The sequence below is a fragment of the Ruegeria sp. AP11 genome (assembly GCF_056535865.1).
In genome coordinates this window covers 955,324-971,661 of sequence record NZ_JBQFJB010000001.1, presented here as the reverse complement: position 1 = coordinate 971,661, position 16,338 = coordinate 955,324, and the positions used below count along the sequence as shown (strand labels likewise).

The following is a 16,338-nucleotide window of genomic DNA, read 5'->3' as shown; positions in this document are numbered from 1 at the left end:
GCCCGGCGCTTGTGCCACAATGCGACAAATCCCTCTGGCCCGAGCGTGCTTTCTGCGATAGGGGTGCGCACCTGCAAACAGGATCGCAACACACATGACCACACGCGCCGGATTCATCGCACTGATCGGAGAGCCCAACGCAGGCAAATCCACCCTTCTGAACCGCATGGTCGGGGCCAAGGTCTCGATCGTGACCCACAAGGTGCAAACCACCCGCGCCCGCATCCGCGGCGTCGCAATGGAAGGTGACGCGCAACTGGTCTTCGTCGACACGCCGGGCCTGTTCAAACCCCGCCGCCGCCTCGACCGCGCCATGGTCGCCGCCGCCTGGGGCGGGGCCGCCGATGCAGATGTGGTGGTGCTGATGGTCGAGGCCCATCGCGGCATCACCGAAGGGGTGGAACGCATCCTCGAAGGTCTGGCGGAGATCGGGCAGGGCCGCACCATCGCGCTGGCCATCAACAAGATCGACAAGGTGCCCTCCGAGAAGCTACTGGCCTTGACCAGCGACCTGAACGCGCGGTATCCCTTTGCCGAAACCTTCATGATCTCGGCTGAAAAAGGCCATGGCGCCGACGATCTGCGCAGATGGCTCGCCTCGGAACTGCCCGAAGGTCCATGGCTCTACCCCGAAGATCAGATCGCCGACCTGCCGATGCGCATGATCGCGGCTGAGATGACGCGCGAGAAACTGACCCTGCGCCTGCATCAGGAACTGCCATATCAATTGACCGTCGAGACCGAGAACTGGGAGGAACGCAAGGACGGGTCCGCCAAGATCGATCAGGTCATCTATGTCATGCGCGACGGCCATAAGGGCATCGTGCTGGGCAAACGCGGCGAGACCATCAAGGCCGTCAGTCAGGCGGCGCGGGCGGAGCTGGAAGAATTCCTCGACCGCAAGATCCACCTGTTCCTGCAGGTCAAGGTACGCCCCAACTGGCTGGAGGAATCCGAGCGCTATTCCGAGATGGGTCTGGATTTCAAAGACGGCAACGCATGACCCGCCTGACCGCTGAATTCTGGGTCCACGCCTATCTGGCGCGGCTGCGGTTTCAGGACATCCCCGCCTTTGTCGTGTCCCACGGCGACAACACGGCAGGCGCAGTGCTGGTCAAGCTGAACACACTGGACGGTCAGGCAGTGGCACTCCAGCGCAGTTTCGACTTGCTCAGCGGCGAGCGCACATGGGTCGAGCTGTCCAGCGGCCCCGAGGCAGACGTGGACGCCGCAATCGCCAGACAACGCACCTTTGATCCCGACCTCTGGGTGATCGAGGTCGAAGACCGGCTGGGGCGGCATCTGCTGGGCGAAGAGGGCCTTGAATAAGGGTCTTTGACGCGCCGATCAAAGCGACTATTTTACCACCGTAATCGACGGGTGCCGACGGGGCTATCCGGGGAACATCAACAGGATGAGGGTTTTGCGTGGCTGAAACGCTTGCTGAAAAGCTGGAAAAATCCGAACTCGGCCACTGGATGCAGCGGTTTGAGGGTTTCATGGTCTTTGTCGGCATCGTCGGCCCCTTCGCCACGCTGCCGCAGCTGATCAAGCTCTACTTTACCCATTCCCAGCACGCGACCGGCCAGTCGCTGCTTTCGTGGTCGCTCTATGCCGCGCTGTCGTTTCTGTGGTTCGCCTATGGTTTGGTGGTGGGCAAGCTGCCCATCTATGTGGGCAACGGTATCTCGATGGTACTGAACCTGCTGATGGTCATCGGCATCCTGATCCACGCCGGTGTGACGTTCTGAACGGTTAATCAGCCCGCATCGCCCAAATAAACAAAGCTCATCTTGTTGCCATCGGGGTCGCGCGCATAGGCGCCAAAGAAGTTGGGACCATATTGTGGCCGTTCACCGGGTTCGCCTTCGTTCGTTCCACCATTGGCAAGGGCCGTTGCATGTGCTTCGCGAACTTCCGCTTCGCTTTCGCACAGCAGACCCACCATGTTGCCGTTTCCAACGGTCGCAGCCTCTTTATCAAACGGCATTGCGACCCAAATGGATCCGCCACCGCGCAGCTCATAGCAGACTGCGTGGGGCATGTATTCTGCGATGATCTTGCCACCGATTTTGGGCACAACCGCATCGTAATAGGCGCGGGCCTTGGGTACATCATTTGAACCGATCATGACATAGTTAAGAGACATTCTTGGACTCTCCCTGGCAAGAACATAAAGAGAACATTAACGCCCAGTCCGATTTCACGCAACGTGTTTTTTGGGTTTGTCACAAAACCGACCAGACCTGTTTGTGCCTTGAACCTGCAACGGCCATAAGATTTCCTGCGGACATATCTGATGACTGAACGAGGCCAATAGGTGGACTGGCGTGATCACGGCATACTTCTGACTTCTCGCCGCCACGGCGAGACAGCGGCGATCATCGAGGTGTTCACCGAAGCCCATGGCCGTCACGCTGGCATTGTGCGTGGCGGCACCAGCCGCAAGATTGCACCGATCCTGCAACCCGGTGCGCAGCTCGACGTGCTCTGGCGCGCCCGACTTGAGGAGCATCTGGGCACCTTTCAGGTTGAACCCCTGCGCTCGCGTGCCGCGGCAGCATTTTCTGGACGGCTGGCGCTGGCAGGATTGAATGCGGTGGTGGCGCTGCTGTCCTTCTGCCTGCCCGAACGCGAACCGCACCCGGCCATCTACAAGCAGACCGAACAGCTGATGGACCTGCTTGGGCAGGATGAGGTCTGGCCGCTCGCCTATCTGCGCTGGGAACTGGCGCTGCTGGAGGAGCTGGGCTTTGGCCTCGACCTGTCGGCCTGCGCGGTGACCGGCACGTGTGAGGGGCTGGTCTATGTCTCGCCGAAAACCGGTCGCGCGGTCAGCGCGGCAGGGGCAGGGGAATGGGCCGACAAGCTGCTGCCGCTCCCCCCCTGTTTGCGCGGCGAAGGCGCGGCCCCGGATGTCGAGATTGCCGATGCCCTGCGCACCACCGGGTATTTTCTGGAAAATCATCTGGCCCCATCGCTGGGCCATACACCTTTACCGGACGCCCGCGCGCGGTTCGTGGCGCAGTTTACTCGACGTCTTTGAACACCATCTCGTGCCCGTCCTCATTGCGCAGGATCAGCACATCGCCTGAAACTTCGGATTGCGTCATCGCCATCAACGCGGCGAAATAGAACCCCTCGGCCTCAAGCCCGGCACAAGCCGCACGAGTGGCGGCCAGATCGGCGACCTCGAACCACGGATAAGGCGCGTTCAGCGTGCCCGAATAGGTGTTGCAAGGGGCATTGCCTGCGATCCGCCCTTCCTCGGGAAACCGCAGCAGGGCAGTGGCCTCAAAGGGCTGCCCATCAATTTCCTGCAGCGCCCATGTCTGATCCGCCGCACCATAGGCGGCGACGGTTTCGTCCTTGTCACATTGGAACAGCGTAAGCAGAGGCAGGATCAGGGCAAGTCGCATCATCGCAGCATCCTATCAGTAAGGGTTCACACCGCTGATCAGCTCTTCGCGCACCTCAAGCCGGGGTCGCCAGTTGTATTTGGTGTCCTCGCGCACCGGAGCCCAGTGCAGCACACCGCTGTTCCGCCACGGGTCGAGGATGATGCCGTCATACATCGAATCGCCCTTGGCACTGATCAGGGCCGAATGGTGGATGATCCGGAACGCGGTCGGCGGCGAGGTGGCCCAATGCAGGTCCAGCGTGCGGAAATTTTCCTGCTTCAGACGTGTGGTCATCGCCTGTGCCCAGTCGTTGCACAGACCTTTTTCGCGAAAGCCGTTGATGACCTTGGCGTTGTGAATGATGGCCGGGTCGTTGACGTTCCACTGTTGCTTCAACTGACTGGAATAGGCATAGGATATCTGGGCGGCGCGCCGCGCCTCGGCCGGGTCGACCTCGGGGCCGAGTTGCTGGATCGCCTGCGCCAGCTGATCTACATCGTCGGACCCGGTGCTGGGGGCCATGGCACATCCGGCGAAGGCCAGACAGGTGGCCAAAACTGCGATGATGGATTTCACGCTCGATTCTCCTCTGGCCAGCTTGGGCGCTGGTTTCGGTTGACGCCCTTTACCCGATTTCCGCGCCCGATCCGAGGGGGAAGTTTCGCCCTCAGGATCACAAAACAATGTTGTACAACTCGGAAGATCGGGGCCTGCGGGTCTGTACAACACGGAAGAAAAAGAAAACCCGGCGCAGGGCCGGGTTCAGTTGGGGAAACCGCATCGAACCGGGCGTCAGCCCAGCAATCGACGCGCGATGACCTGCGCCTGAATTTCAGCGGCGCCTTCAAAGATGTTCAGAATCCGCGCGTCACACAGCACGCGGCTGATCTTGTACTCCAGCGCGAAACCGTTGCCGCCATGGATTTGCAACCCGTTATCCGCCGCCGCCCAGGCAACCCGCGCGCCCAGCAACTTGGCCATCCCGGCCTCAAGGTCGCATCGCTGGCCGTGGTCTTTTTCCCATGCGGAATAATAGGTTAGCTGTCGGGCGATCATGATCTCGACCGCCATCATCGCCAGCTTGCCCGAGACCCGAGGGAAGTTGATCAGCGATTTTCCGAACTGCTTGCGGTCCTGCGCATATTGCATCGCGATGTCCAAAGCACTCTGCGCCACGCCAATGGCGCGGGCGGCGGTCTGGATGCGGGCGGACTCGAAGGTTTCCATCAACTGCTTGAAACCTTTGCCTTCTTCTCCGCCCAACAGGTTCTCGCACTTGACCTCGAAACCGTCAAAACCCAGTTCGTATTCCTTCATCCCGCGGTAGCCAAGCACCTCAATTTCCCCGCCGGTCATGCCCGGAGTGGGGAAGGGGTTCTCATCGGTTCCGGGCGTCTTTTCGGCCAGGAACATCGACAGCCCACGGTGATCGGTGCTGTCGGGATTGGTCCGCGCAAGCAGGGTCATCACATGGGTGCGCGCGGCGTGCGTGATCCATGTTTTATTGCCTGTTATCTTATAGTTACCATCTTCTCCCTTGACGGCCCGGGTGCGCAGGCTGCCCAGATCCGAGCCGGTATTGGGTTCAGTAAACACCGCTGTCGGCAAGATCTCGGCGCTGGCCAGCTTGGGCAGCCAGTTGGCCTTTTGTTCATCCGTGCCGCCCGCGATAATCAGCTCTGCCGCGATCTCGGACCGGGTACCCAGCGAACCCACACCGATATAGCCGCGCGACAGCTCTTCGGACACCACGCACATCGAGGCTTTGGACAGGCCGAACCCGCCATACTCCTCGGGGATAGTCAGGCCGAATACGCCCATTTCGGCCAGCTCTTCGATGATCTCGATCGGGATCAATTCGTCTTTCAGGTGCCAGTCATGCGCATTTGGTTCAACCTTTTCAACGGCATAGCGGCGGAACTGGTCGCGGATCATCTCAAGTTCGTCGTCCAGACCGGAGGCGCCGAACATGGTGGCGCCGGGCTGATCCTGCATCAGCTCAACCAGACGCGTGCGCGCGGCCTGAGAGTTGGCCTGCGCCATCAGGGTCTGCACTTCGCTGCACTGGAACCCTGACAATGCGTCCCAGCCAAGGTCAAGGTTCTGTAAACGCAGGATTTCCCCCTGGTTCATCGGAATGCCGCCGGCGATCTGGTGCAGGTATTCTCCGAATGCGATCTGGTGCAGCAATTGCTCCATCTCACCGAATTTTCCTTCGGCCTGAAGCGCCTCGGCCCAGCGTTGCATCTGCTGCAGCGACTGGTGATAGGTCGCCAGCCACGCCAGCCCATGCGCCGCCGTCTGATGCGCTTCGATCAACGCGCCCGAGACACGCCCCTCGCTTGTCACCATCGCGCGCACGGATACGCGCGCTTTTTCGAAAACAGCCTCGACAGCGGGCAAAGCCGCCGCACTGAGTGTCAGAAGGTCGGGCAATACCGCTGGCTGCGTCATGTTCGTCACATCCTGTCCGTCATGGGCCATGAATCACGTCCTCTGCTGGGTTGTCTGGTCATACCATGCTGCACGTGCAGCGCAACAAAAATACGCAAAAAGGCCTAAAATAGTTCAAAAATTGCCCGACCAATTTTGCAGTGCAGAATAATCCCGGGGTGATATGAAGGCCGAATGGAACTGTTTTCGCTCATGACACCGCAGGAATTTTACCTGTCTTTGCTTGTGGCCTTTATTGCTGGCTGGGTCAAAGGCATGGTCGGCTTTGCCATGCCGATGGTACTGGTTTCGGGCCTCAGCATGATGTTGCCCCCCGAGTTGGCGCTGGCGGGTCTGATCCTGCCCACCATGGTCACTAACGGCGTTCAGGCCCTGCGCGAGGGGGCGACCGCTGCAGTCGCCTCGGTGCGCCAGTTCCGCGTGTTTCTCGGGGTTGGACTGGTTTGTCTTCTGGCCAGCGCGCAGCTGATCAACGTATTGTCGCCAAAGGCTTTTCTTCTGATCCTCGGTGCGCCTGTCTCGTTCTTTGCCTTGGTGCAACTGTTGGGCTTGAAGTTGACGCTGCAAGCACCTTCGACCCGGGTTGAGGCCATGGCGGGCGCAGTGGCCGGGGCTGTCGGAGGTATCTCGGGCGTGTGGGGCCCACCAACCGTGGCCTATCTGACAGCGCTGAATACACCGAAGAAGGATCAGATGCGGGTGCAGGGGGTGATCTATGGCCTGGGGGCCGTGGCGCTGGTGGTGGCGCATCTGGGCTCGGGTATTCTACGGGCCGAGACTGCGGTGTTTTCTGCGCTGCTGGTTATTCCGGCGCTGGCCGGTATGCGCGGCGGGCAGTTTCTGCAGGACCGCATCGATCAGGCGCAGTTCCGCAAGCTCACGCTGCTGGTGCTGCTGGTTGCCGGTCTGAACCTGCTCAGACGCGGCATCATGGGTTAACTGCGGCTTTCGGCAAAGCGAAAGGCATAATGCAAACCCAGCATCAGGAAAAACAGGCCCGAGATATCACCGATCAGATAGGCGACATATTCGACGGTTGCGCTGCCGAACGCCATGTTGGTCAGGCCCGCAACCAACAGCGAAGTCACGATTCCGACCCCCATGATACAGGCCCAGCACGGGTTTCGGTCGGCGTGTGGGAACAGATCCCAACCAAGCGCTTTGCAGGCATAAAACACAATCGGGACTGTCGTGACCGCAATGGCCATGGCCAGCAACCGGCTGGGTAGAAAGACATCCCAGCCGCCAACCATGGCGAAGACGATAAAGACGCCCGGAAGCAGCGCGAATATTGCCCGCCATCCCAGCAGCCATGCCGTCAGAACACGTACCCCGTGGGGCAGGAACAGCAGGCTGGCCCGGCTGGGATATTCCGGAAAGAACATATTCTGCAGGGGCATCAGCACTTCAAACGTAAAGAGTGATGCCGCCACATAGGCCAAAGAGGCGAAAAAAGTGTCAGAGGCCCATCTTCGCACGGAGATTAGCCGATTCCGTTAGACAGGCAAAAATCACCTGGGCGCATGAACCACATAGCGCCCACGGTTGGCGCTGCCGCTTTGCGAAAGATATCCTTTCTGCACCAGCGATTTCAGGGCGCGAAAAAATGTCGGGCGCGAAACGCTTTGAACCAGAGTGTGTTCGATCAGACCGAAAGTGCGTACTTCAGTGTCAGCTTTGGAAAGCTCTTCCGCGGCGTAATAAATGTCACGCTCAACCGGCGAAAGCTCTTCCAGCCCCAGGGTGCGCTCCATACTTTGCATCAATTTGCGCAGTTCCGTCAGTTTTGAAATTTCGGTCATGGTCTACCTGTCGTGTTCCATGTCTGACCGATGCATGTTGTCAGGCCAATTCCTTTGCAACTCATCAATCCGACACCCATCCCCATAGGAAATAATAGTTACTTTGAAAGACCTCCCGAAGCGTTGTTGAGTGAGTGATATGCTCGGAGCGCCCAATTTCAGATGAGGGAATGAAATAGCTCAAGTTGCGCATTCTCGCAACGCACTTGTCTGTGTGTTTGCTGTTTCCGCTACGTAAGCAGGGGGGAATTGGGGGGCCCAAACGGCCCCCAATCCCGATCAGCCGATGGCGACGGCTTTGATATCTTCGTCGATGAAGGGCAGATACTGCTCGAAGTTTTCGGCGAACATCTGCACCAGCTTTTCCGCCTGTTTGTCAAAGGCCGCCTGATCGTCCCAGGTGCGGCGCGGGTCCAGCAGGACCTCGGGCACGCCGGGCACAGACACAGGTACGTCAAAGCCGAAATTGGCGTCCTTGCGGTATTCCGCGTCAGCCAATGAGCCTTCCAGCGCGGCGGTCAGCAGCGCGCGGGTGGCCTTGATCGGCATCCGGCTGCCCACGCCATAGGCACCGCCGGTCCAGCCGGTGTTGACCAGCCAGCAGGTGGCGCCGTGCTGGGCGATTTTGTCACGCAGCAGGTTGCCATAGGCCTCGGGGCGGCGCGGCATGAAGGGTGCGCCGAAGCAGGTCGAGAAGGTGGGCTGCGGCTCGGTCACGCCACGCTCGGTCCCGGCTACTTTCGAGGTGAAGCCCGACAGGAAGTGATACATCGCCTGTGCGGGCGTCAGCCGCGCGATCGGAGGCAGAACGCCGAACGCGTCACAGGTCAGCATGATGATGTTCTTCGGATGCCCGCCCAACGCGCTGCTGGATGCGTTCGAGATATACTCCAGCGGATAGGCGCAGCGCATGTTCGCGGTCAGCGAGTCGTCGTTGAAATCCAGTTCCTTGGTCTCGGGGTCGAAGACCATGTTCTCGATCACGGTGCCGAATTTCGAAGTGGTCGCGTAGATTTCAGGCTCGGCTTCGGCGTTCAGATTGATCGTCTTGGCATAGCAGCCGCCCTCAAAGTTGAAGGTGCCGCGATCCGACCAGCCATGTTCGTCATCACCGATCAGCACGCGGGCCGGGTCGGCGGACAGGGTGGTCTTGCCGGTGCCCGACAGGCCGAAGAAGACGGCGGTGTCGACCGGGTTGCCCACGGCATGGTTGGCCGAGCAGTGCATCGGCATCACGCCTTTCTCGGGCAGCATGTAGTTCAGCAGGGTGAACACGGATTTCTTGTTTTCGCCCGCATATTCAGTGCCGCCGATCAGGATCAGCTTGCGGTCGAAGTTCAGCGCGATCACGGTCTCGCTGCGGCAGCCGTGTTTGGCGGGATCGGCCTGGAAGCTGGGGCAGTTGATGACGGTGAAGTCCGCTGTGAACTCATCCAGATCCTCGCGATCCGGGCGGCGCAGCAGATGGCGGATGAACAGATTGTGCCAGGCCAGCTCTGTGACCATGCGCACGTTGATCGAATAGCTGGGATCAGCCCCGCCGACGAGGTCCTGCACGAAATAGTCGCGGCCTTTCATATGGGCCAGCATGTCTTCATACAGCGCGTCAAAGCCCTCTGGGCTCATTTCAGCATTGTTTTCCCACCAGATGCTTTCGGCAACACTGTCGGTTTTGACGACATGCTTGTCCTTGGGCGACCGGCCGGTGAATTTGCCGGTGGTGACCAGAAAGGCGCCACCATTGCCAAGGGTGCCTTCGCCGCGCTTCAGCGCCTCTTCGATCAGCGCCGGTTCCATGAAGTTGTAATAGACATTGCCCAGACCCTCGATGCCCTGATCTTCGAGGCGGAATTGCGGGTTAACCCGTCCAGATGTCATGTGTGTCTTCTCCTGTGGCGGCGCCTTGACGGTTGAACCGAAAGTGCCATTGGGGGCGGAAACCGGAAAGAATCCGGCGGTCAGGCGCCTCTTATCATGGTATTTTAGAACATGAACAGGAGGGTTGGGAGGAGTTAGCGCAACCAAGTTCAGGTTTAGCGCCATCACCAATTGCCTGCCTCAAATCAAGGCAGCAATTAGAAGCCAGAAAGGCAAATTTGCCGCAGACCTGCCGCAAGAATGGCACGTTTCGCGGTTACGAGTTGATTCGGTGGCTCAAAACCGCCAACAATGCCTTACAAAAAAGCGTATTATTGCGCAGTGAGCAGGAATAGGGGTGAACCCGATGTCAAAGATTGCACTTGTGGACGACGACAGAAATATCCTGACGTCCGTGTCCATGACACTCGAAGCCGAAGGGTTCGAGGTCGAAACATATAACGATGGTCAGGCTGCGCTGGACGCTTTCAACAAGAAGCTGCCGGACATGGCTGTGCTGGATATCAAAATGCCGCGTATGGATGGCATGGACCTGTTGCAGAGACTGCGGCAGAAAACACAGATGCCGGTGATTTTCCTGACCTCCAAGGATGACGAGATCGACGAGGTTCTGGGCCTGCGTATGGGCGCAGATGACTACGTCAAAAAGCCGTTCTCGCAACGATTGCTGGTCGAACGCATTCGCGCCCTGCTGCGCCGTCAGGAAGCGGTTGAAGGTGATGCGGGCAGTGTTGCCACCGGCGACACCAAGGTGATGGAGCGCGGAGATTTGCGGATGGATCCGCTACGTCACGCCGTGAGCTGGAAAGGCAATGATGTCTCGCTGACCGTGACAGAATTCCTGTTGCTGCAGGCGCTGGCACAGCGTCCGGGTTTTGTCAAAAGCCGTGATCAGCTGATGGATGTGGCCTATGACGATCAGGTCTATGTGGATGATCGGACCATCGACAGCCATATCAAGCGACTGCGCAAGAAAATGCGGGCCGCGGATTCAGAGTTCTCGGCCATCGAAACGCTTTATGGTATCGGATATCGGTATAACGAAGAATAGGCGCGGCCGTTTTTAGGGGGTGAAAGGGTCTCGTGCGCGATACGGAACACTCTGATCAAGTGCGCGACGCAGATGTCGTAATTGGGGATGACTGGGTCATTCCCCAAGACCCTCAGGCTGCCGAGCTCAGCGCCAAGCGATCGCGCCGCAACCTGTTCTCGCTGCGCCATTCTGCGCTGGCACGTCGAATTATCACCTTCAACCTGATCGCGCTGGTCATTCTTGTGGCCGGGCTTCTCTATCTCGATGACTCGCGAAAGGAACGCGTGCAGCAGACCGCGCGCAATCTGGTTGGCGATGTCCAGCTTGTCAGCAACGTATTCGAAACGCAGCTGCGCCGACCCGCCCCCGGCGGCGCGGCTGCGCTGGACGTGCGCGACACGCTGGCGGGTCTCAGCCTGCCAGAGGGCGGTGAAGTTTTCGTCTATGATGGCACTGGTACGCTGATCGGCTGGACGCGCGGCGCGGCGAGTGCTGCGGAATTGCCCAGCCTGTTGCGCCAAAACATCGACAGCTCGACCGGCAGCACGCTTATCAGCGATGCGCTGAACGCAGTCTGGACAGGTATTTCTGCCATTTTCAGCGGCTCTTCCGATATTGATCCGCCCACTTTGGCGCAGCGCGTGCAAGAGATGATTCCGCAGGCTCTGGACGGTGGTATGCAAGTGCAGGCGGTCAAGGATGATCTGGGTCAAACCGTGATCGTGTCCGTGGCGCCGATCATGCTGGACGGCGCGCCAGTGGGCGCAGTCGCAATGGCCGGTCCGTCGGGTGAGATCGACGCGCTGGCCCGCAAAGAGCAAGAGCGGATTCTGCAGATGTTCATCGTGGCGCTGCTGGTCTCAATCGGTCTGAGCCTGGTTCTGGCTTCGACGATCGCCAACCCCCTGGCGGATCTGGCCGCAGCAGCAGAGACGGGTAAGGATCGCGGGGCCGGGGTCAATCCCGGGCGCATCCGCATTCCGGATCTGAGCGCCCGCCCAGATGAGATCGGGCGCCTCAGTCAGGCGCTGCGCGGTATGGTGACTGCGCTTTACAACCGTATTGATGCCAATGAGCAGTTCGCGGCGGATGTAGCGCATGAGATCAAAAACCCTCTGGCCAGTTTGCAATCGGCTGTCGGCACCATGCGCATGGTCAAGCGCGAGGATCAGCGTGAAAAGCTGCTGGGTGTGATTGAACATGACGTAAGGCGGCTGGACCGGCTGGTCAGCGATATCTCAAACGCCTCAAGGCTGGATGCAGAGCTGGTGAAAGAGGAAGAACAACCTTTCGATCTTCTCAACCTGCTGAACAATATCGGCCAGTTTCTTGGGGAAGACGCGCGTTCGCAGGGGATTGATTATATCACTGATCTGCCCTCTGAGCCCATCGTGATCAACGGGCTCGAGGCGCGTTTGGCACAGGTTTTCGTCAATTTGATCACCAACGCCATTTCGTTCTGCGAGGACAAGGACGCGATCCGCGTCTGGGTGCGCCGCAGGGACAACCGTGTGTTGGTTGTGGTCGAGGATACCGGCCCCGGCATTCCCGATCAGGCGCTGACCAAAATTTTCAAACGCTTTTATTCTCAGCGCCCCGAGGAGCATTTCGGCAACAATTCTGGCCTCGGACTGGCGATCTCGAAACAGATCGTCGAAGCGCATGGCGGGGTGATCTGGGCCGAGAATATTCGCCCGACCGAGGCCGATGTCACCTCGGAGCCGCTGGGGGCGCGGTTCGTGGTCGGGCTGCCCGTCTAGGCCATGGGGGCAGCGCTTTTCTCTGACATTGCAGATCAGGACGAGGCGTGTGTTCACGCCACCTGTGTGTCCGTTGAGGATGCGGGTTTACTGATCATCGGCGCATCCGGCACCGGCAAATCGGCGCTGGCGTTGCAGATGATGGCACTGGGCGCCCGGCTGGTGGCGGATGATCGCGTCACGTTGACCGCACACGGAATGCGGGTCGTGGCCGAAGCGGTTCCGCATTTGCGCGGCCTGATCGAAGCGCGCGGAGTGGGCCTGTTGCGGGCCAAAGCGGTCAAGGCCGTTCCGCTGGCCTATGTGGTCGATCTGGATCAGACTGAGCCGGCGCGTCTGCCTGATCCCATCGACGTGAAGGTGCTGGGGCAAACTGTTCCCTTGCTTCGCGCCGCGACCGTACCAAATCTACCGGCAGCATTGCTGCAACTTCTGAAAATGGGACGCGTAAGCCCCGAATGGCCGATCTCATGACCGCGCAACGTCGCACCGTTTTGGTAACCGGACCTTCGGGCGCGGGCCGGTCGACCGCGATCCACGTCCTTGAAGACCTTGGGTTCGAGGCCATCGACAACCTGCCAATGGGTCTGCTGTCGCGCCTGATGGACAGCTCCGAACCGGGCAGCCCGATGGCGCTGGGCATCGATGCGCGCAACCGCGATTTTTCGACCATCGGGTTCATCGAACTGGCGGCGAAACTGGGCCGGATGGCGCAGGTCGATCTGACCATCCTCTATCTGGATTGCAGCGACGAGGTGCTGCTGCGCCGATTTTCGGAAACCCGCCGCCGCCACCCAGTGGCAGCCGATGCCAGCCCCGAAACCGGAATACGTCAGGAAAAGGAACTGCTGGCTCCGATCCGCGAGATCGCCGATACCCTGATCGATACGACCGCACTGAACGTCCACCAGCTGCGCGAAGAGGTCGAGCGCTGGTTCGCCCCCGAAGGCGGACGGCATCTGGCGGTTTCGATCGATTCCTTCTCGTACAAACGCGGCTTGCCGCGCGGCCTGGATATGGTTTTCGACTGCCGCTTTCTGGCCAATCCCTATTGGCGGCCCGAATTCCGCGCCGCAGATGGTCGAAACCCGGAGGTGGCGGCCTATGTTCAATCCGATATGAACTATCGTGCGTTCTTCGACCGGGTCGTGGACCTGCTGATCGAGCTGCTTCCGGCATTCCGGGCCGAGGGCAAGGCGCATCTGTCGGTGGCTTTCGGATGCACCGGCGGCCAGCACCGCTCGGTCGCGGTGGCGGAAGCCGTTGCAAAGGCCCTTGCAGAAGCGGGCCAGCAGGTGTCAATAAGGCATCGCGAAATAGAACGTCGTTCTTTGAATGTGAGGCCGGGTTGATCGGGATCGTAATCGTTGCACATGGCGGGTTGGCGCAGGAATACCTGTCTGCCACGCAGCATGTGGTTGGTAAACAGCCCGGGCTGCTCGCCATCCCGATCGCGGCTGATCATAATCGCGAAGAAAAGCAGGCCGAGATTTGCCGCGCCGCTGATGAGGTTGATCAGGGCGATGGTGTTGTCGTGGTAACCGATCTTTATGGCGGCAGCCCGTCGAATCTCAGCCTGCGGGCCTGCGCACCGCAGGACCGGCGAATCCTTTATGGCGCCAACTTGCCCATGCTGATCAAATTGGCCAAAAGCCGCCACCTGCCGCTGGCCGAGGCGGTGCGTTTGGCACTGGAAGCTGGACGAAAATACATCAATGCGCAAAATGTGACGCTGGATTGATACCGGATAGATTCATATGACGACCAAGAGTTTGAAAATTATCAACGAAAAGGGCCTGCACGCCCGCGCCTCGGCGAAGCTGGTCGAGGTGGTCGAAGGCTTTGACGCCCGCGCCGAGGTGTCGCGCGAGGGGCTTTCCGCCTCGGGCGACAGTATCATGGGCCTTTTGATGTTGGCAGCGTCGCGCGGAACCACTATTGACGTCGAGACGTCCGGCCCGGATGCTGAGGCGTTGGCAGAAGCGTTGGAAACCCTGGTGAACGACAAGTTCGGCGAAGGGTTCTGACTGCCGCGACATCAAGGACGGAAAGACCAGGCAATTGGCGGAAACCACGCACGATACCAAGACAGGTCCTGTAGTGGATCAGGACACCGATCAGGGTGAGATTTACGACCGCAGAACCCTGACCTACGCCAACTCGTTTGACGATGCCTGGACGTCGACCGCCATCCGGGCCATCGAATGGTGCACCGGCAAGCTGACCATTCTGCGTATGGTCAATAAGTTCGAAAAGCGGAACGAGCATTACCGGGGCCAGAAATTCTGGGGCGGCGCGCTCAGGACCATGGGGATCGAGCTGACCACCCCGGCCGAGCAGATCGCCCGAATTCCCAAGGATGGCCCGGTTGTGGTTGTCGCCAACCATCCTCACGGCATGGTCGATGGTATGATTTTTGCCGAGCTCATAGGCCGGGTCCGCAGCGATTATCGCATCCTGACCCGTTCGGTTCTGACCGGTCTGGATGAGGCCGCGACCTCTTTCATGATCCCTGTGCCGTTTCCGCACGACCCCGAAGCGCAGGCGAAAATGCTGGAAATGCGCAGCAAGGCGATGAACCATCTGGCTGATGGCGGCGTCGTGGCGCTGTTTCCGTCGGGCGTTGTGATGTCGTCGGATGACTGGTTTGGTCCTGCAATCGAACGCGAATGGAATGTCTTCACCGCCAAGATGATCCGCCGCTCGGGTGCCAAGGTGGTGCCGATATTCTTCCCGGGCAGCAATTCGCGTTGGTACCAGATCGCAAACCGGATTTCACCAATCCTGCGTCAGGGCCTGCTGCTGCACGAGATCGTCCGCTCCTGCAACAAGCCGCAATCCCCGGTTATCGGCGAGCCGATCCCGGACGAAGACATGGCGCTGCTGGAACGCGACCCGCGTGGTTTCATGGCCTGGCTCCGCGATCACACACTCGCTCTTGGCAAGCGCTGATCCGCTCTTCATCTGGCCAAAAATATCTCGGGAGTGAATTGAGCTGCAGGCTCAAGAGAGGGCTGGCCCTCTCAATTCCTACCGTGTCGGCACCGGAACCTCGCCGCGATAATCGTAGAACCCGCGCTCGGTCTTGCGCCCCAGCCAACCGGCCTCGACATATTTAGTGAGCAACGGACAGGGGCGGTATTTGGTATCCGCCAGCCCGTCATGCAGCACATTCATGATCGCCAGACAGGTGTCCAGGCCGATGAAATCCGCCAGTTCCAGCGGCCCCATCGGATGATTCGCACCCAGCTTCATCGACTGGTCGATGGATTGCACATTCCCGACGCCTTCATAGAGCGTATAAACCGCCTCGTTGATCATCGGCATCAGGATACGGTTTACGATAAAGGCCGGGAAATCTTCGGCGCTGGCCGCTGTTTTGCCCAACCGGTCCACCACCGTTTTGCAGGCACTGAAGGTCTCTTCATCGGTGGCAATACCCCGGATCAGTTCCACCAGTTGCATGACCGGCACAGGGTTCATGAAATGGAACCCCATGAACCGCTCGGGCCGGTCCGTGCGGCTGGCCAGACGCGTGATCGAGATCGACGAGGTGTTCGAGGTCAGAATCGTATGCGGTTGCAGATGTGGCAGCAGGTCTTCGAAAATGGCCTGTTTGACCGTTTCCCGTTCGGTTGCGGCCTCGATCACCAGATCGGTCTGCCCGATATCCGGCAGGTTGAGCGTGGTCGTGATCCGTCCCAGCGCGGCCTGAAGTGCGGCATCGGAGATTTTCCCGCGCGAGGCCTGCCGCGCCAGATTGGCCTCGATCGTCGCCACCGCACTGTCCAGCGCCTCCTGGCTGATGTCATTGAGCAGAACATCATATTCCGCCAGGGCCATGACATGGGCGATGCCGTTGCCCATCTGCCCGGCGCCGATCACTCCGACTGATTTTACATCCATGTTCCGGTGCCTTTGCTCGCAGGTTACGCGCGACATTATCGGCAGTTCCGGGCGGGCGGCAAGGGGATCGGGCCGGTCAAATTCGCTTCAAATGCGCGCATTAG

Annotated in this window: 20 protein-coding genes; 12 read left to right on the top strand and 8 right to left on the bottom strand. The window is 59.6% G+C overall.

Features of this window, described 5'->3' with window-relative positions; genetic code table 11:
- Positions 1 to 94: 94 nt before the first annotated feature.
- The 3 genes from era (at position 95) to ACR3E4_RS04955 (ending at position 1,751) form a co-directional block, all read left to right on the top strand.
- On the top strand, positions 95 to 1,003 hold the full coding sequence (gene era / locus ACR3E4_RS04965; RefSeq protein WP_480534769.1) for a GTPase Era: 909 nt from the start codon (positions 95 to 97) through the stop codon (positions 1,001 to 1,003).
- Positions 1,000 to 1,329: a DUF1491 family protein gene (locus tag ACR3E4_RS04960; RefSeq protein WP_480534771.1), complete on the top strand. Its 330-nt coding sequence runs from the start codon at positions 1,000 to 1,002 to the stop codon at positions 1,327 to 1,329. Before era ends, ACR3E4_RS04960 begins: the two co-directional genes overlap by 4 nt.
- Before the next feature lie 98 nt (positions 1,330 to 1,427).
- Positions 1,428 to 1,751: a SemiSWEET transporter gene (locus ACR3E4_RS04955; protein ID WP_480534773.1), complete on the top strand. Its 324-nt coding sequence runs from the start codon at positions 1,428 to 1,430 to the stop codon at positions 1,749 to 1,751.
- A gap of 8 nt (positions 1,752 to 1,759) precedes the next feature.
- On the opposite strand, the gene ACR3E4_RS04950 is transcribed toward ACR3E4_RS04955, so the two are convergent.
- Positions 1,760 to 2,149 (bottom strand): VOC family protein, encoded by a 390-nt coding sequence (locus ACR3E4_RS04950; protein WP_480534775.1) that lies wholly within the window; start codon positions 2,147 to 2,149, stop codon positions 1,760 to 1,762.
- 171 nt (positions 2,150 to 2,320) lie between these two features.
- Here ACR3E4_RS04950 and recO point away from each other — a divergent pair, with 171 nt between their 5' ends.
- Positions 2,321 to 3,046 (top strand): DNA repair protein RecO, encoded by a 726-nt coding sequence (gene recO, locus ACR3E4_RS04945; RefSeq protein WP_480534777.1) that lies wholly within the window; start codon positions 2,321 to 2,323, stop codon positions 3,044 to 3,046.
- Here recO and ACR3E4_RS04940 read toward each other — a convergent pair.
- From ACR3E4_RS04940 to ACR3E4_RS04930, 3 genes are all read right to left on the bottom strand, one after another.
- Positions 3,030 to 3,422 (bottom strand): META domain-containing protein, encoded by a 393-nt coding sequence (locus ACR3E4_RS04940; RefSeq protein WP_480534779.1) that lies wholly within the window; start codon positions 3,420 to 3,422, stop codon positions 3,030 to 3,032. The two genes, recO and ACR3E4_RS04940, sit on opposite strands and share 17 nt — an antisense overlap.
- 12 nt (positions 3,423 to 3,434) lie before the next feature.
- The gene (locus ACR3E4_RS04935) at positions 3,435 to 3,977 is read right to left on the bottom strand and encodes a hypothetical protein (RefSeq protein ID WP_480534781.1); all 543 of its coding nucleotides are present in this window, start codon (positions 3,975 to 3,977) and stop codon (positions 3,435 to 3,437) included.
- Between the two features lie 216 nt (positions 3,978 to 4,193).
- Entirely contained in the window at positions 4,194 to 5,885 is a 1,692-nt protein-coding gene (locus ACR3E4_RS04930; RefSeq protein WP_480534783.1) for an acyl-CoA dehydrogenase family protein, read from the bottom strand.
- A 144-nt stretch (positions 5,886 to 6,029) separates the two neighbouring features.
- On the opposite strand from ACR3E4_RS04930, the gene ACR3E4_RS04925 reads away from it, so the two are divergent.
- Positions 6,030 to 6,794, top strand: coding sequence for a sulfite exporter TauE/SafE family protein (locus ACR3E4_RS04925; RefSeq protein ID WP_480534785.1), 765 nt, complete (start codon positions 6,030 to 6,032; stop codon positions 6,792 to 6,794).
- On the opposite strand, the gene ACR3E4_RS04920 is transcribed toward ACR3E4_RS04925, so the two are convergent.
- The 3 genes from ACR3E4_RS04920 to ACR3E4_RS04910 form a co-directional block, all read right to left on the bottom strand.
- The gene (locus tag ACR3E4_RS04920) at positions 6,791 to 7,255 is read right to left on the bottom strand and encodes a hypothetical protein (protein ID WP_480534787.1); all 465 of its coding nucleotides are present in this window, start codon (positions 7,253 to 7,255) and stop codon (positions 6,791 to 6,793) included. The genes ACR3E4_RS04925 and ACR3E4_RS04920 overlap by 4 nt on opposite strands.
- 111 nt (positions 7,256 to 7,366) lie before the next feature.
- The gene (locus ACR3E4_RS04915; protein WP_480534789.1) at positions 7,367 to 7,657 is read right to left on the bottom strand and encodes a hypothetical protein; all 291 of its coding nucleotides are present in this window, start codon (positions 7,655 to 7,657) and stop codon (positions 7,367 to 7,369) included.
- 279 nt (positions 7,658 to 7,936) lie between these two features.
- Complete coding sequence (locus ACR3E4_RS04910) at positions 7,937 to 9,535, bottom strand: phosphoenolpyruvate carboxykinase (protein ID WP_480534791.1); 1,599 nt, start codon at positions 9,533 to 9,535, stop codon at positions 7,937 to 7,939.
- Positions 9,536 to 9,881: 346 nt separating this feature from the next.
- On the opposite strand from ACR3E4_RS04910, the gene ACR3E4_RS04905 reads away from it, so the two are divergent.
- Genes ACR3E4_RS04905 through ACR3E4_RS04875 form a run of 7 tightly spaced genes read left to right on the top strand, consistent with a single transcriptional unit; the run spans position 9,882 to position 15,280 of the window.
- The gene (locus tag ACR3E4_RS04905; protein ID WP_480534793.1) at positions 9,882 to 10,586 is read left to right on the top strand and encodes a response regulator transcription factor; all 705 of its coding nucleotides are present in this window, start codon (positions 9,882 to 9,884) and stop codon (positions 10,584 to 10,586) included.
- A gap of 32 nt (positions 10,587 to 10,618) precedes the next feature.
- Positions 10,619 to 12,328, top strand: a complete 1,710-nt coding sequence (locus ACR3E4_RS04900; protein WP_480534795.1) for a sensor histidine kinase — start codon at positions 10,619 to 10,621, stop codon at positions 12,326 to 12,328.
- A gap of 3 nt (positions 12,329 to 12,331) precedes the next feature.
- Positions 12,332 to 12,802: an HPr kinase/phosphorylase gene (locus ACR3E4_RS04895; RefSeq protein WP_480534797.1), complete on the top strand. Its 471-nt coding sequence runs from the start codon at positions 12,332 to 12,334 to the stop codon at positions 12,800 to 12,802.
- Positions 12,799 to 13,680, top strand: coding sequence for an RNase adapter RapZ (gene rapZ, locus ACR3E4_RS04890; protein ID WP_480567068.1), 882 nt, complete (start codon positions 12,799 to 12,801; stop codon positions 13,678 to 13,680). Before ACR3E4_RS04895 ends, rapZ begins: the two co-directional genes overlap by 4 nt.
- Positions 13,677 to 14,069, top strand: a complete 393-nt coding sequence (locus ACR3E4_RS04885) for a PTS sugar transporter subunit IIA (protein ID WP_480534801.1) — start codon at positions 13,677 to 13,679, stop codon at positions 14,067 to 14,069. The genes rapZ and ACR3E4_RS04885 overlap by 4 nt, the downstream gene beginning before the upstream one ends.
- Before the next feature lie 16 nt (positions 14,070 to 14,085).
- On the top strand, positions 14,086 to 14,355 hold the full coding sequence (locus ACR3E4_RS04880; protein ID WP_480534803.1) for an HPr family phosphocarrier protein: 270 nt from the start codon (positions 14,086 to 14,088) through the stop codon (positions 14,353 to 14,355).
- A gap of 34 nt (positions 14,356 to 14,389) precedes the next feature.
- A complete protein-coding gene (locus ACR3E4_RS04875) occupies positions 14,390 to 15,280 on the top strand; it encodes a lysophospholipid acyltransferase family protein (protein ID WP_480534805.1) in 891 nt (296 codons plus the stop codon).
- Between the two features lie 78 nt (positions 15,281 to 15,358).
- On the opposite strand, the gene ACR3E4_RS04870 is transcribed toward ACR3E4_RS04875, so the two are convergent.
- On the bottom strand, positions 15,359 to 16,234 hold the full coding sequence (locus ACR3E4_RS04870; RefSeq protein WP_480534807.1) for a 3-hydroxybutyryl-CoA dehydrogenase: 876 nt from the start codon (positions 16,232 to 16,234) through the stop codon (positions 15,359 to 15,361).
- Positions 16,235 to 16,338: the final 104 nt, after the last annotated feature.